The organism is Capsulimonas sp., assembly GCF_039929585.1.
Lineage (GTDB): Bacteria > Armatimonadota > Armatimonadia > Armatimonadales > Capsulimonadaceae > Capsulimonas.
Genome location: NZ_JBDSQY010000021.1, coordinates 1 through 13632, shown reverse-complemented (window position 1 = coordinate 13632; position 13632 = coordinate 1). Strand labels below are relative to the sequence as shown.

Sequence of the window (13632 nt, the reverse complement as noted above, 5' to 3'; positions counted from 1 at the left end):
AAGACACATCTGAGCCATTTTGCGCTCAAGACGCGGCTCTATGCTCAGGCCGTCAAAAGTGCGCACGAGCAGTTGCGCAATATGCCAGTGGAGCGACTCGCTGCGCCACAGACTGCGTAACATCAGTCAATAACACCATCGGGTCAATTGGGTAACTGTGATATTGGGTGTCAATTTGTGATTCGGTCGTTTCAAAGCAGGGCAGGTACAATGAGCAGATGCGGACAAAGAAGACTGAGCTGTATGTCCATTTGATATGGAGTACTTGGGGCGCGGAGCCAATCCTTGCGGATCTGGATGAGGCGCGGCTGTATGAAGTCATCCAGGAGATCGCGGCGCAGATGAGCGTCGACGCGCTTGCGGTCGGAGGGACGGACGATCACATCCACGTCCTGGCGCGCATTCCCAGCACCATTCCTATTGACCATATCGCGGTGCATCTCAAAGCCGCCTCCGCGCAGCATATCGCCCAATCGCTTCCGCCGGGCGCCCGATTTCGGTGGGCCGCCGCGTACGCCGCGTTTACGGTGTCTCAAAGCGATGTCGAGAAGCTGACGGATTATATCCGGAGCCAGCGCGTGCGTCACGCCTCGGGCAGCGTGGATGCCGCCATGGAGCTGTCGCCGACGTAATCTAAAACACTCGTACCGGCCTCCAGGCGAGCGCCAGGGGGCGATGGGCGATCATGTGAGAGGCGCCGTGCGCGAGCAGGACGGCGGCGAGGCACACCGAGACGATCAGGCCCAGGCAGCTGGAGCATCCGATTTCAAAAAGCACGTTGAGCACGAAATCGATCAGGAAGAAATCCATGATACGATTGAAGCATCCGTAGCGTTCATTCTTGGAGCGGGATGGGCGGCGGACTTCGCGGCGCGGCATGGGACATTCTCCTCGATCGTCGTGTATCGTTGAAAGATGAGACACGAAGGGATGGAAAAGGTTGCAGCTGCGGCGATGGTTATTTGCTGGTGGGGCGCAGGGTGCCGCGGGCAAGTTCAGGGCCAGAGCCTGAGCGGGTGGTGAACTTCCACTTTTGCGAAATATCTTCGCCGCTCGCGGTTGCGGCGGTGATATTCACCAGATAGGTTGTTTTTGGTTTGAGCGGGTGCTGCGGGATCACCAGGACGCCATTGGTGAGCGCGCTATCGTTGGCGGGCGTGTTGATGAAACAGGGTACGGAAACGCCCCCCTCCATTTGCAGGGTGGCGGAACTGATGGTGATCTTCTCACCATCCGGGCTGAAGTGGAACAGTGTGATGATGTAGCCGACGGGTTTCGTCGCGCTCCAAATGCGCAGTGGATCGGGCGATTCCGGCGCGGACCACTGAACCGGAACGTCGCTCTGGCCGTCGAAAGGATAAAAGACCGTTCCTTGTTTCCCGGCGACCCCAAACTCCAGGGTTGTCTTGTCTCCGCTGGTGGCGGAGCCGAAATCGCCGGGCCCGGGCTGCAGGAACGGCGTGCGGTGATAGGGGGCGTCGAAGAGATCCAGGATCGAGTCGCTGAAGGAGATGATGCCGCTGCTCACGTTCTCATAGCTGGTATACGGATACCCGTGCGCGGACGCGCGGTCGCCGGGTGTCTTCCCCGTGAAGCCTGTCAGCGTCGGCTGCTCCGTGTGCCCGAACTCTTTGTGACCCTCCATGTACTTCGTATGGTCCACTGCGGCCGCGCAGAGGCTGGCGTTGAGAACGAAGGGCGGCAGGGAGATAAATTTGCGGATGTCATTGACCACGCTCAGCGCTTCCTGCTGATCGGCCGTCGCGGCCGGCATGGACGACACCGCTCCCTCGGCGACGACAAACGACCACTCCTGGTCGATCGTGCAGTCATCGCTGAAGTACAGAGTGCACTTGACCGTATATGGTCCGGGCTTAAGGTCCGCCTCCGGCTGCGCCAAAACGGCGGACTTCCCGAGGTCGAACTGCGCGGACACATCCTTGTCATTGATGGAGAGGGTGACTTTGGTGATCTTCGCCTCGCCTTTGGGCACGACGCGCCAGACGATGCTAGGGTGTGAGATGAGAATTTTGCCGCTGGGGCTGGGAGGATAGGCGGCGCATTCCGCCCCCATCGCGGCTGGCGCGAATGCGTCCAGCAGCAGCGCGGACAGAACGATGCTTGACCCGATGAGACTTTTTCGAGATATTCTGCTCAACCGACACAATTCCTTGAACGGCGTGCTTGGCATGGCCGGCGTTCACCCAACGTAAGAAACATAACGGGAACGCGATCACGCCGCACAAGGACTGGTCTTACGGATATTTCGTGTATAACCATCCGAGCGTAAACTTATCGGCTGCATGCTTGAATCGCTGTCCTATTATACTCCAACTTTAGCGGGCGACCGTGAAACATTGAGCCCCGCAAGAAATATTTCTGGCGGTCTTCTCTTTTTATTCTTCGCTGTCCGCGGGGTTCGGCGGGGGCGGCGGGACATTCTGCAGGAGATTCGCCTGCTCCTCGGCTTCCACGTAATCGGGGTGGAGCAGGATTGCGTGGCGCAGCTCCGTGCGGGCGGCGAATTTGTCTCCCATCGCCAGATAAACCATGCCGAGATGGAAGCGGATTTCCGATTCATCCGGCATCCCGGCGGCGGCGTCCATCAAGTTCGCCAGCGCGTTCTTGTAATCCCCCTGCCGATACTGCACCCAGCCCAGCGTATCGAGCGGAGCGGCCAGGACTTTATCCATGATCACCTGGTCGACGCCCTCGGCCTGCGTCTTTGTCAGCTTGATCGCCTGGTTCGCCAGGCCGAGGGCTTCCGACAGGTGCGCTTTGTTGTTGGTGACGGCATAGTGATACGCCAGCGCGTTTTGCGGCTCGGGGTTGGTCGGGTAGGTGGCGATCGCCCGGCGCATGTTCTTTTCGCCGTTGACCTCATCGCCGGCGTCGTAGTAAGCCTGGCCAAGCGCCGTGAGGATCGTTCCGTCGATTTTCTTTGGGAGCGTTTTTTCGATCTCCGCAGCCATCTTCTTGGCGTCCTGAACTTTTTGCGCTGTCTGTCCCAGCCGGTCCTCCGCCTGGATCAGACCGGTCCAGGCGGGGATACTGTCCGGGAATTTGTTCGTGGCGTCGCGCATGTACGCGACCAGTGTGGCGTCATCACCCGTCTCGTCGAAGATCCCAAGGATGCTGAGCGGCGGCTCCGCGGTTCCGAATACCTGACCCATCGGCGACTGGTCCTGCAAGCCGTCGATATAGGTTTTCCGGTTCGTAGGGTCGAGTTTGATCGCGCGATCTACCCAGACACGGGCTTCATCGGTCTTGCCGATCCGGGCTTGCCGCCGCGCTTCTCGCAGGTTCGCGTTGATATTGGCGTTTGTCTGGACATCCGGACTGCATCCCGTCAGTGCGAGCGCGGCGAGGACGGCGGACACGAATGTGAATCGTTTGGTGTTCATGAGAGTTCCGTTTCACTGGATGCGCTGACTGCGGCGGCCGATTCGGTGAGAGCGAGGAACACATCCTCCAGACGCCCCAGCGCCGAATCGTTTGTCAGCTCAGCGGGACTGCCCAGCGCCACAAGCTTGCCGCGATGGAAGACTCCGACACGGTCGCAAATTTCGGCCGCCACCTCCAGCGTGTGCGTGGAGAGAAAGACGGCGACGCCGCGCTCGCGGCACAAATTCCGCAAAATATCCTTCAGTCGGCGGATGCTGCTGGGATCGAGACCGACGGTGGGCTCGTCCAAAAACAGCGCTTTCGGCTCATGCAGGAGCGCGGAGGCCATGGCCATCTTCTGCCGCATGCCGCGCGAAAAGCTGCCGATCAGCTGGTCGCCCTTACCGGCCAGGTCCATCATGATCAAAAGCCGATCGATCTCCTCGGCGCGCGCCCGTCCCGGCGGCATCCCGTAAAGATCGGCGATAAAGTCCAAAAACTCGCGCCCGGTCAGCTTCTCATAAAGAAACGGATTGTCCGGGATATACCCGATCTGCTGCTTCGCCTCACGCGACTGCTTTTGCAGATCGTACCCCGCCACGCGCGCCGAGCCGCTCGTGGGCGACAGCAGCCCCACCAGCATCTTAATCGTCGTCGTTTTTCCCGCGCCGTTCGGCCCCAGAAACCCGAACAGCTCCCCGGCCGGCACGGACAGCGTCAGCGCATCTACCGCGCGCACGCCGCCCTCATAAGTTTTCGTCAGACCCACGGCCTCGATCAATCGTTTTCTCCAAAATGCACATGGCTTGCCGCATATGACCTACCCCGGCGCGAAGCGCCGGGGTAGGTCTATTATAGCATAAGGGCACACACAAAAATCGGGGGGAAGACTTTCGTCTCCCCCCCGGTTTTTTTTGGGTTTGCCTGCGGCTTGCGATCGATGATTGCCTGAATACGACGAAAGACGAGATCGTCAGTCGGCGAACTGGGCTTCGTACGGGATCAGTCCGAGACGGGTTGCGCGGCGGAACGCCTGCACCCGGTTGCTGACGTGCAGTTTATCATAGACATTCGCCAGGTGGAAATCCACCGTGCGCTTGCTGACAAAGAGAGCATCCGCGACTTCCCGACTTGATTTCCCCTGGATCACGTGTGTTAGTACTTCAATCTCGCGCTTGGTCAACTTGACGTTCTGTTGATCGTCACCGACTACCGGGGATTGCTGGGCTAAAACGGTGTTCGTGGGGACAGACATAGCTGCCATAGAACTCGCTCCTTTCGCTTGCCGCCTCCGGTATTCATTATGGCGATGCCCGGAAAAATCTTTACCTGTAAATTTACCGGGCATCGTGGTATGATAGGGCGCTCTTGAGATTGATCTGAAATTAACGCACGTGAACGCGTGTAATCTGGCTCACGCTGATCTCCGTGCCGGCGTCCGCCGAGGCCGCCGCCACTACCCAGTAATCGCCAGTCGTGAACGTTCCCGAAGGCGTAAAGGTGCGCACCGCCGCGCCGAGGTTCGTATTTTGAACGATCGGGACGGAACCGTCCGTCGGATACTCATTGTAAATGAACACCGCGTATGAATCCGCGCCGTTCACTCCCTGCCAGCTTACCGTCAGCGGATTGTTGATCGTGCTTCCCTGGATCGGCTGCGTGAGGATCATCTGACTGAGCGGCACGACTGTGCTCGTCGCCGACAGTGCGGTCTCGGTGCTGTCCGTGTTGACGGCGCTGAGGGCGAATTTGTACGACTGGTCGGCGAAGTACGACGGGGAGAGGTCCGTGAAGCTGTTCGCCAGAGGATCCTGAAGGAAATCATAGGCCGTGAGCGCCGCGTTGCCGTCGCCTCGGTAGACACGGAAGCCCGACAGGCTGTTGCGTGCATTCTCATTGAAGAACAGATCCACCGAGATAGCGTAGCTGCCAAAGCCCGCCAGATGGCTCTGTGTGCGCAGCGATTTGATCTGGAGCGCCGGATGCAGGCTGGAGACCGCCTGCGCGTAAGCCGGGTTCAGGGCGCGCCGAATCTTCTCATAAACGCCGCCAGTGGATTTGGCGTGCGCCTCGGCGCCGCTGCGGACGCTCGGGGTCAGAACGCTGGAGGGCTGCGTGAAAGACTGCGCGGACAAGAGCTGCGGCGTCAGCGTGCTTTGATTGGTCGACTGCTGCAGCGTGAAGTTCTGCGTGACATTGGTCTGACCGACGGTGAGTGGTCCCATGCCCCGTACGATGTTCTGGAACCCGAGCAGCGACGCCGCGACGTTGTAATTCGGGTTTGTCTTCGGAACGTTACGAATCTGGTAGTTGCCGCTGGTGTCCGTGAAGGCCACTAAGGATTGTACGTCGCCGTTGCTGGTGGGGGCCGTGACCGGGACCGCGACGAAAACGCGCGCGTCGCGCAGCGATCGGCCGAAGTTGTCCGTCACCGATCCGGAGATCGTGAACTGCTGGTTAGTCGGGGAAACCTGAACGATGGCGTTCGATGTGGTGGTGTCCTGGGTGGTCAGCACCTGGGTGCTTCCGGTGTAGGAAACGCCGTCCACGGTCGTGCGTGCGGAGATGCGATGGACGCCGCGCGCGAGATCCGTAATCTGGAAGCCGCCCTGCGAAAGCGTCGTCGCCTGACCGCCGCTGTCGAAGGTGACAGTCGCGCCGGGGATCGGGCCGCCGTCCGTGCCGACAACTTTGCCGATCAGGACGCTCGTGTGAGGATCCGAGCCGCCGCCCGGAAAGCCGTCGTCCGAACCGCCTCCTCCGCCGCAGCCGGCCAAAAGCACGGTCGCGGCGCCGAGAACCATCAGTCGTGAGTGGTTGAATGAAGACATGGGTTGATCCTACCTTGGTTGAATGAGATCCAGCGCCGTTTCCGCATTTCGCATCGCCGCCGCGCGCAGGCGCGGCAGAACATCATGAAGACGTTCCGACCGAACGTCGCGCTCGCGCCAGACGCGCGCGATCATGTCGTCCAGCGCAGCTTGTCCGGCGGTCCGGACATCCAGAACGGCGTCGCCCTGTCCCGTGGAGCGCATGAACGCGCCCACTTTAGGGTCGTACGACAGGGCCGCCGAGGGAACGCCTGCCGCCGCCGCGAGTATCAGCGCGTGCAGGCGCATGCCGACGATCATTTGACTGCCGCCAATGGCGCGCAGCAGATCGGGCAGCGGCAGCGGCGCATCGGCGGACGCTGGAAGAGAAACGGCCTGTTGGTCGCTAGTCTGACGCCATTCCCGCGCGAACTGTTCCATGGGCGCGAAATCAGATTGCGGCTGCATCGCCACGGCTGTCACGCCCGCCCCCGGGGCGCCCGCCGCGCAGGCCCGCGCGACCATTTCCGGAAGCGATTCGGCGCTCTGGGTCCAGGGGCGCAGGGACACGGAAATCTGGCCCCCATTCCCGCCTCGGCCCCCCTGCCCCCCAATCCTGGGGGAGGATTTTGCCGTGAGCAATAGGGCGGGGTCGGCGGTGACTTCCATCGGTGGACGGCGCACGCCGATTTCACGCAATAAGGCAAGGGATTCTTCGTCGCGCACGGTGATGGCGTTCAGGCGGTTGGCGACGGACGCAACCATCTGGCGCGAGCGCGGCCGAATCAAAGGCCCGATCCCCTGCGCGATAAACATCGTCTTTTTACCCAGAATCTGGGCAAGGCGAACGACGCCAAGATAATAAAAGATCCCGTGCGCGCTGGTGACGTCTTGTAAAAGGCTTCCACCGCCGGACAATAATAAGTCCGTGCGGCGCAGCGAGGTCATCAGATCCTTGACTTGGTAACGGTGGCTGGCGGTCACGCCGTGGGTGGCCGCCGTTTCACCCGGATTGATGCTGAGCGCGTCGATCTCCAGCTCGGGGCCGCCGGCCGCGCGCAGCGACTGGATCAGTCCGGCGAGGACCGCCTCGTCGCCCGCGTTGGCGAAGCCGTAATAGCCTGACAGCGCGATGCGCCGGCCTCGGGCGCTCAAGACGCGCTCCGAGCCGCCTGCGCGGCTTCCTGACGGCGAGCAACGGCGACGATCGCGGCGTACAGAATTGCGCCGATAATCGCGCCCAGCGCCCAGCCGATCAGGCCGCGCAGACTGGAAAGCAGCAGCGGCGTGTGCAGGTGGCAGAAGGTGTCCAGCAGCGACGATTGCCCGACGGCGCCGGCGACCAGCAGCGGAAGGATCAGCTTCTTGAACCGGCCGGCCGCCGCCGCCGCGAGGGCGAAGAAGAGGGCGGGGTGCCCGAGCAGGAACTCCTTGGTGCGCGGACGGACCAGCAGGTACTTGTCGAGCAGCGCCCGCATCTTCAGTTCACTGGCGGAGACGCCGACGCCGGGGTCGTTACCGCTGCGGGCGACGAACAGCGCCAGCGCCACCAGCGTGACGATCCCCAGCACGACCTGACCGAGCAGCAGCGGCTGCGCGGCGAGCGCGCGCAGCTGCGCCAGGACGTGATCGCGGCGTACGCCCCACGGCTCGCTGAGATCAAACTGGGAGAGCTTGAGGCCATAGTAAACCGCCACCAGCAGGACGGGAACGACCAGGACGGCTTTGACGCCCAGAAACTGATCGATCTTCAATAAGAAGATGCGGCCCGAGAGCAGACCGACGACCAGCAGAACCCCGGCCAAAGTCGAGAACGTGATTCGGGCGTATTCGCCGAACGCCAGCAGTAGCGCCGAGGACGTCGACTTGCCGTCGGCTTGCGTCAGAACCCGCACGGGAATGACGCAGAGGCCGAGCGCGGGGAAGAGACAGGCCGCAAGCAGCGCCAGGATCTCCCGGCCCTTCATGGAGGTTTCCGGCCAGGCCAGTCCCAGGCAGAGCAGCAGCGCCCCGGCGGCGGCAATGGCGAACGCCTTGCCCGCAATTCCCGTGAACGCGCGCAGCAGCAGCAGCAGGCCTCCCGCCACGCCCAGGGCCATCAGCAGGCGCAGGAGACGGGGCGGCGTGGGATCGTCGGCGTACGGATGCGCCGGGCCGGCGACCGTAAGCTTCGCCTCATAAAGCCCATCCACGATCTTGCCGATGAACTGCGTGTTCGCCGTGATGACATCTGGTTCGCGTGTCAGTCCATTGGTGAAGAGACGGACGTAGCAGACTCGAATATTTCGTTCTTTCGCGGCGCGCACGAAGCGCTCCTGCGCGGTCGGCTCATCCATCGTTCCCATTTCATCGTTGCCGATGCTGTGGACGCGCACCAGATGGTCCGCCGCCATGCGGGAAAGGTCGGCGTCGCCGAGCGTCTTGGCGAATTCGACGCTGCCGTAGGTGAAGCCGGTCGTGTGGATCGCGTCGGCGGTCGCCATAATCAGCGGCCGGTTGCCGAGCACGGCCGAACCGGAGAAGATCAGCGGCCCCACGCCGTCGCCGCACTGCTGCTTGACCTTTTCCAGCTCCCATGCAATGCTTTGCGGCGTGACGCCCGTATAGTTGAGAAGACGGGGCGCGACGAGCAAGTGGTTGCGCCGGACCGTTTGGACGACGTTGTCGTCCAGGCCGATCGGCAGACCGTTAAACTGTCCCCAGGGGGCGCCGACTTGAATGGAACCGTCCGGCAGCTTCGTGACTTTGAGCTTTGTCTTGTACTGAAACGCCTCCTCCACCCGCTGCTGCTGATCGGCGAAGCCGGACGTGAAGGTCAGGATTGTATTGTTAGCGACCCGGCGATAGCTGAGCACGCCGTTGCCGCGCAGCGATTCCAGTGTGTCCTCGCTCACGGCGATCGTCGTGACGCCCGCTTCGCGTTTGTGCGGTCCATCGGTGACGTCGCCCGCGTGGTGCAGCTGTGTGAGGACGTTGTCGATCGGCAGGCTCGTGGTGTTGGCGAGCTGCTGTGCGTCCGCCCAGTCCACCACGATCTCCACGCGCTTGTTGCGCGCTTCAGCTTGAAGGCGGTGCGTGAAAGTGACGCCGGCGGCGGCGACGCCTACGAGGATCAGCAGAATCAGGATCTTGTTTTTTGACAATGGATGGCTCTCGAAAATTGAAGTAGCAGCGTCGGCCGCCGTTCTTTATGCTAGTACCGTGTTCAATCGATTTTTTGCGTTTGCCTGTCAGAGGCCAGCGAATGAATTCGCGCCTACAAGTACAGTCACCCGCCTTCGCGGGTTCAGACCAAGCGCCGCAGGCATTTGTTATCTGTGCCGTAGGCTCTGAAGTCCACGCAGGTGGACGACCGTACTTTTAGCTGCGAATTCATTCGCCGCCTCTGGTTACGAATAGCCCCGTTCGGTGGGAGGGGCGGTGAACATTTCCGCCCGCCGGCTTTGCCTGCGGGCGAGGCGGCGGCCGCCAAAGAGATGGATCAGCAAAAGGCCCATCAGGAATCCGCCGATATGGGCGAATGTCGCGACGCCTCCGGCGCGCTCCATACCAATTCCGAACAGTCCTTGATAGAGCTGGAGCGCGAACCAGAAGGCCAGCACCCAGCCGGCGCGCAGCTCGACAAAGAACCCGAACCAACTGATGGGGACCAGAGTCAGCACGCGCGCGCTGGGGTACAGCAGATAGTAAGCCGCCAGCACGCCCGCGATCGCGCCGGACGCCCCCACGACGGGAATAAGGGAGTTCGGGTCCGTCGCGATTTGAAGTACGGTCGCCGCGAGGCCGCAGGTGAGATAGAAGAAAACAAACCGGGCGCGTCCCAGCGCGTCCTCGATATTGTTGCCGAACACCCACAGAAACAGCATGTTGCCGCCCAGATGCATCAGCCCGCCGTGCATGAACATGGAGGTAAAGATCGTGATCCAGAGCGGGTGGGGGCTAACGCCGTAGGGAAGAACGTGGGCGGCGTGCTGTCCACGCATCAAGAAATGTCCGGATTCCGACAACGGCAAACGTCCCACAAGATCGATATGGTGCGTGATCTCAAACGGAACGGCCGCCAGGGACTGGTCGAGGGGAAGCTGCCATTGCGCGAGGAACATCACGATATTGAGCGCGATCAGCGCGATCGTGACGGCCGGGAATTTCTCCGTGGGTTGGTTGTCGCGCAGCGGGATCAAAACAGAATCTCCACCGGGCATTCTAGCATAGCGGAGTTTCCGGTGTCAATTGCGAGCATGGGGGGCTTGGTAGGCTATAATAGGAGTATTCGTGCAATTCCCCGCGAGAAAGGCCCAGAATTTATGAGCGCCGAAGGCCCTATCGGCGAGATTGTGGAGACATCGACGACGACGTTTGTCGCGCAGTGTCTCGAAGTCCCGCGCGAGATCATTCCCAAGCTTTACGACCCGCCGCCGTTCGGCTCGTTCGTGAAGATCGGTAAACCCAAGGCCGCCGTTGTCGCTCCCCAGGCTCTCCTGACTTCGGACGAAGACGAGCCGGACCCCTTCGCGCTGCCCATGGGCGCGGAGCTTCCAACGAAGGACGCCATTCTTCCGCCAGCAGTCTATGCGCTGGTGTTTGGGTCGGAGACGGCGTCGCTGGAGCAGGGGCGCCGCCCATCGGCGCTGGGATATGAGGACGAAGAAGAGCTGCGCGCGCAGCAGCCGCAGATCTTCGAGCTTCTGCGCACGGAGTTCTCGGGCCTGCTGATCGCCTACAGCGACGGCGACAAGGGCCTGCGTCGGCACCTGCCGCCGCGCTCGCCGCGCGTCCACAGCCGTGTCTACCCGTGTACGGACGAAGAAGTCCGAGTCTTGACTGGCGACCTCTCCTTCCTGCGCGGTCTCCTGAACGGCTCCGGCGCTCTCGGCGGCGCGCCCACGGACGAACTCGTCTCGGCGTGCCTGCGTCAGGCCGCTCCGGCGCAATTGAACGAGCAGGCGTTTTTACTCAGAGCCGGGAAGACGCTGGCGGGGTTTTTGTCGGAAGATTACGATCGGTTGCAGGCGATTTTGAGGAGTATTGTATGAGCGTATTGCAGCAGTTTCGGCCTTCTCGTATTCCCGGATGCCCCCCGGCCCCCACGGGGGGTGAAAACCATATTGTCGAAGGCGCGCTTGGAATTAAATCTCGGCACGTCAACAAATTTATGGTCTGCACCCCCCGTGGGGGCCGGGGGGCGTCTGGACGCGGCGCTCAAACGTTTGTCGCCATACTCGCCCTCGCATTCTTGTTCACAGCGTTCCCCACATTCGCCCAAACCGTCGCCCCCGCCGTCGACCGCGAGCGAGCTTACGGCTCGGCGTTGCCGCTCTACAAATACGACGACAAACAGCCGCTGGCGGCCAAGTTCGGCAAGACGACCAAATTCACCGGCGGCCGCGCCGTCACTCTGACCTATCGCAGCGTCAACGATATCCGTGTGCCGGCGGTTTTGTATCTGCCTAACACGGCGAGCAAGACGGCTCCGGTTCCGTGTCTCATGCTGCTTCATGGGCTGGGCGGGAATAAAGAGCAGCTGGCGCCGCTGGGGCAACTGGCGGCGGCGAGCGGGTATGCGTCACTGATCATCGATGAGTACGGGCATGGCGAGCGGGCGCCGAAGAACGCCGATGGGACTCCGGCGCCGCCGCAGTTCAATATGGATATGATCGGCGGCGGGCGTCAGACGGTGCTGGACGTGCGCCGGGGCATCGACCTGATGACGAAGCGCGCCGATGTCGATCCCAAGCGGGTGGGGCTGATGGGTTTTTCCCTCGGCGCGCTGCTCGGGTCGGTCGCGGCGGGCGTGGATACGCGGATCAAGGCGTCCGTGCTGGTGTCCGGCGGTGGCGATCTGGTGGCGATCTTAAAGGCCCTTTCGTCACGCGACGCCGTTGTGGGCGGCCGCTCGATGACGCAATTGAAGGGATTGGACTGGAACTTGGCGCGCATTATCCTGGCGCCGACCGAGCCTCTGACCTTCGCGGCCCACATCGCGCCGCGCGCCGTGCTGATGGAGTGTGGACGACTGGACAATATCATCCCCGCCACCGCCGCGCAGGCGTTCTACGATCAGGCGACTGTCCCCGCGAATAATCACGTTACTATTGATTGGTATGATAACGCCGGGCATATCCCGCCGATGGCCGAGATGGTCCCGAAGATACAAGCATGGCTGAAAACGAACTTATAAACACGGAGCCAAAAAAGACGAAACGCGTCAACCCCATGCGCGAGCCGTTCAGCGGCCTGTCGCATGGGCTGGGCGCGCTGCTGTCGATCGCGGCGCTGGTGATTTTGGTGGCGCTTGCGCGGGGCCGTCCCGTCCACGTGGTCAGCTACTCGATCTACGGCTCAACGCTCATTTTGCTTTACACCGCCAGCGCGCTTTATCATCTGCTGCGCGTCCCCCCGCGCTACGCCGACCGATTGATGCGGTTCGACCATACGGCGATCTATCTTCTGATTGCGGGGACCTATACGCCGGTTTGTTTGTTGATGCTGGGCGGATGGCGGGGATGGGCGATTTTGGGCGTCGAGTACGGTCTCGCCGTGCTGGGGATCTGCGCGACGCTTTTCTGGAAATCGGCGCCCGATTGGGTGCGCGTGGCGCTCTATATTATCATGGGCTGGCTGATCACGCTGGCGCTCGCGCGGCTGCGTTCGTCGCTGCCGCCGGGCATCGTGGACTGGCTCATCGCGGGCGGCGTGATCTATACGCTGGGCGCGGTGGTGTTCGCGCTGGACCGGCCTCATTTGCTGCCCGGAAAGTTCAGCGCGCATGACCTCTGGCATCTGTTCGTTCTCGGTGGGAGCGCCTGCCATTTCGTCATGATGGCGCGATTTGTGACCTCCTAGAAATGCTGGGAAATTCGGCGAAAAATTGGTGGTTTCAATTGTTCTTTCGCGTGGTATACTGTGTGCGATATCGGGGCTAGTCTCGATTGCCTTTTTACGGTTCAACTTGCTGCCCGAATCTGTGACGCCCCGGCCCTTTCGCTCCGCGGATCGAGTCCCGAGACTTTCACAACAGGCCGTCTTGCTACGTCCGATCAAGGCCAGTATATCACTCTCTCGCATTACGCGATCCGTGTTTCGAAAGGAGCCATTCGAATGGCGACCAAACTTTACGTAGGCAATTTGAGCTATCAGACCACCGACCAGGAACTGAACGATATGTTCGCCGAGATCGGCAACGTCGTCAGCGCCCAGGTCGTGACCGACCGCTACACGGGCCAGTCCCGCGGCTTCGGCTTCGTCGAAATGGCGAGCGAAGATGAGGCTCAGCAGGCGATCACCGCGATGAACGGCAAGACCGTCGGCAATCGCGCCCTGACCGTCAACGAGTCCAAGCCCCGCGAAGGCGGCGGCGGCGGCGGCAGCCGTGGCGGCAGCGGCGGTGGTTATGGCGGCGGTGGCGGCGGCAGCCGTGGCGGCAGCGGCGGTGGCGGTG

14 protein-coding genes are annotated in these 13632 nt (G+C 61.8%); 5 read left to right on the top strand and 9 right to left on the bottom strand.

Going from position 1 to position 13632, the window contains the following annotated elements; all coding sequences use genetic code 11:
- The first annotated feature begins 218 nt into the window (after positions 1-218).
- On the top strand, positions 219-632 hold the full coding sequence (tnpA, locus tag ABIZ35_RS01020; protein WP_348218015.1) for an IS200/IS605 family transposase: 414 nt from the start codon (positions 219-221) through the stop codon (positions 630-632).
- Between the two features lies 1 nt (position 633).
- On the opposite strand, the gene ABIZ35_RS01015 is transcribed toward tnpA, so the two are convergent.
- From ABIZ35_RS01015 to ABIZ35_RS00975, 9 genes are all read right to left on the bottom strand, one after another.
- Positions 634-879, bottom strand: coding sequence for a hypothetical protein (locus ABIZ35_RS01015; RefSeq protein WP_348218014.1), 246 nt, complete (start codon positions 877-879; stop codon positions 634-636).
- A gap of 79 nt (positions 880-958) precedes the next feature.
- Complete coding sequence (locus ABIZ35_RS01010; RefSeq protein WP_348218013.1) at positions 959-2158, bottom strand: CAP domain-containing protein; 1200 nt, start codon at positions 2156-2158, stop codon at positions 959-961.
- A 238-nt stretch (positions 2159-2396) separates the two neighbouring features.
- Entirely contained in the window at positions 2397-3404 is a 1008-nt protein-coding gene (locus tag ABIZ35_RS01005; RefSeq protein ID WP_348218012.1) for a tetratricopeptide repeat protein, read from the bottom strand.
- Positions 3401-4165, bottom strand: a complete 765-nt coding sequence (locus ABIZ35_RS01000) for an ABC transporter ATP-binding protein (protein WP_348218011.1) — start codon at positions 4163-4165, stop codon at positions 3401-3403. The genes ABIZ35_RS01005 and ABIZ35_RS01000 overlap by 4 nt, the downstream gene beginning before the upstream one ends.
- Positions 4166-4357: 192 nt before the next feature.
- The gene (locus ABIZ35_RS00995; RefSeq protein WP_348218010.1) at positions 4358-4648 is read right to left on the bottom strand and encodes a LuxR C-terminal-related transcriptional regulator; all 291 of its coding nucleotides are present in this window, start codon (positions 4646-4648) and stop codon (positions 4358-4360) included.
- Positions 4649-4769: 121 nt separating this feature from the next.
- Complete coding sequence (locus ABIZ35_RS00990) at positions 4770-6215, bottom strand: carboxypeptidase regulatory-like domain-containing protein (RefSeq protein WP_348218009.1); 1446 nt, start codon at positions 6213-6215, stop codon at positions 4770-4772.
- Between the two features lie 9 nt (positions 6216-6224).
- Positions 6225-7349 (bottom strand): polysaccharide pyruvyl transferase CsaB, encoded by a 1125-nt coding sequence (gene csaB, locus ABIZ35_RS00985; protein ID WP_348218008.1) that lies wholly within the window; start codon positions 7347-7349, stop codon positions 6225-6227.
- Positions 7346-9337 (bottom strand): DUF5693 family protein, encoded by a 1992-nt coding sequence (locus ABIZ35_RS00980; protein ID WP_348218007.1) that lies wholly within the window; start codon positions 9335-9337, stop codon positions 7346-7348. The genes csaB and ABIZ35_RS00980 overlap by 4 nt, the downstream gene beginning before the upstream one ends.
- A 246-nt stretch (positions 9338-9583) precedes the next feature.
- Complete coding sequence (locus ABIZ35_RS00975; protein WP_348218006.1) at positions 9584-10375, bottom strand: rhomboid family intramembrane serine protease; 792 nt, start codon at positions 10373-10375, stop codon at positions 9584-9586.
- Positions 10376-10498: 123 nt separating this feature from the next.
- Here ABIZ35_RS00975 and ABIZ35_RS00970 point away from each other — a divergent pair, with 123 nt between their 5' ends.
- From ABIZ35_RS00970 to ABIZ35_RS00955, 4 genes are all read left to right on the top strand, one after another.
- Complete coding sequence (locus ABIZ35_RS00970) at positions 10499-11227, top strand: hypothetical protein (protein ID WP_348218005.1); 729 nt, start codon at positions 10499-10501, stop codon at positions 11225-11227.
- The gene (locus ABIZ35_RS00965) at positions 11224-12372 is read left to right on the top strand and encodes an alpha/beta fold hydrolase (RefSeq protein ID WP_348218004.1); all 1149 of its coding nucleotides are present in this window, start codon (positions 11224-11226) and stop codon (positions 12370-12372) included. The genes ABIZ35_RS00970 and ABIZ35_RS00965 overlap by 4 nt, the downstream gene beginning before the upstream one ends.
- Complete coding sequence (locus ABIZ35_RS00960) at positions 12351-13037, top strand: hemolysin III family protein (protein ID WP_348218003.1); 687 nt, start codon at positions 12351-12353, stop codon at positions 13035-13037. The genes ABIZ35_RS00965 and ABIZ35_RS00960 overlap by 22 nt, the downstream gene beginning before the upstream one ends.
- Positions 13038-13292: 255 nt before the next feature.
- Positions 13293-13632: RNA-binding protein (locus tag ABIZ35_RS00955; RefSeq protein ID WP_348218002.1), on the top strand; the 340-nt coding region annotated here is incomplete at its 3' end.

What these genes read in the sequence shown, in the direction of transcription:
- ABIZ35_RS01015 (WP_348218014.1), bottom strand. Translation starts at nt 879, where the DNA reads ATGCCGCGCCGCGAAGTCCGCCGCCCATCCCGCTCCAAGAATGAACGC.
- ABIZ35_RS01005 (WP_348218012.1), bottom strand. Translation starts at nt 3,404, where the DNA reads ATGAACACCAAACGATTCACATTCGTGTCCGCCGTCCTCGCCGCGCTC.
- ABIZ35_RS00965 (WP_348218004.1), top strand. Translation starts at nt 11,224, where the DNA reads ATGAGCGTATTGCAGCAGTTTCGGCCTTCTCGTATTCCCGGATGCCCC.
- ABIZ35_RS00970 (WP_348218005.1), top strand. Translation starts at nt 10,499, where the DNA reads ATGAGCGCCGAAGGCCCTATCGGCGAGATTGTGGAGACATCGACGACG.
- tnpA (WP_348218015.1), top strand. Translation starts at nt 219, where the DNA reads ATGCGGACAAAGAAGACTGAGCTGTATGTCCATTTGATATGGAGTACT.
- ABIZ35_RS00960 (WP_348218003.1), top strand. Translation starts at nt 12,351, where the DNA reads ATGGCTGAAAACGAACTTATAAACACGGAGCCAAAAAAGACGAAACGC.
- ABIZ35_RS00990 (WP_348218009.1), bottom strand. Translation starts at nt 6,215, where the DNA reads ATGTCTTCATTCAACCACTCACGACTGATGGTTCTCGGCGCCGCGACC.
- ABIZ35_RS00995 (WP_348218010.1), bottom strand. Translation starts at nt 4,648, where the DNA reads ATGGCAGCTATGTCTGTCCCCACGAACACCGTTTTAGCCCAGCAATCC.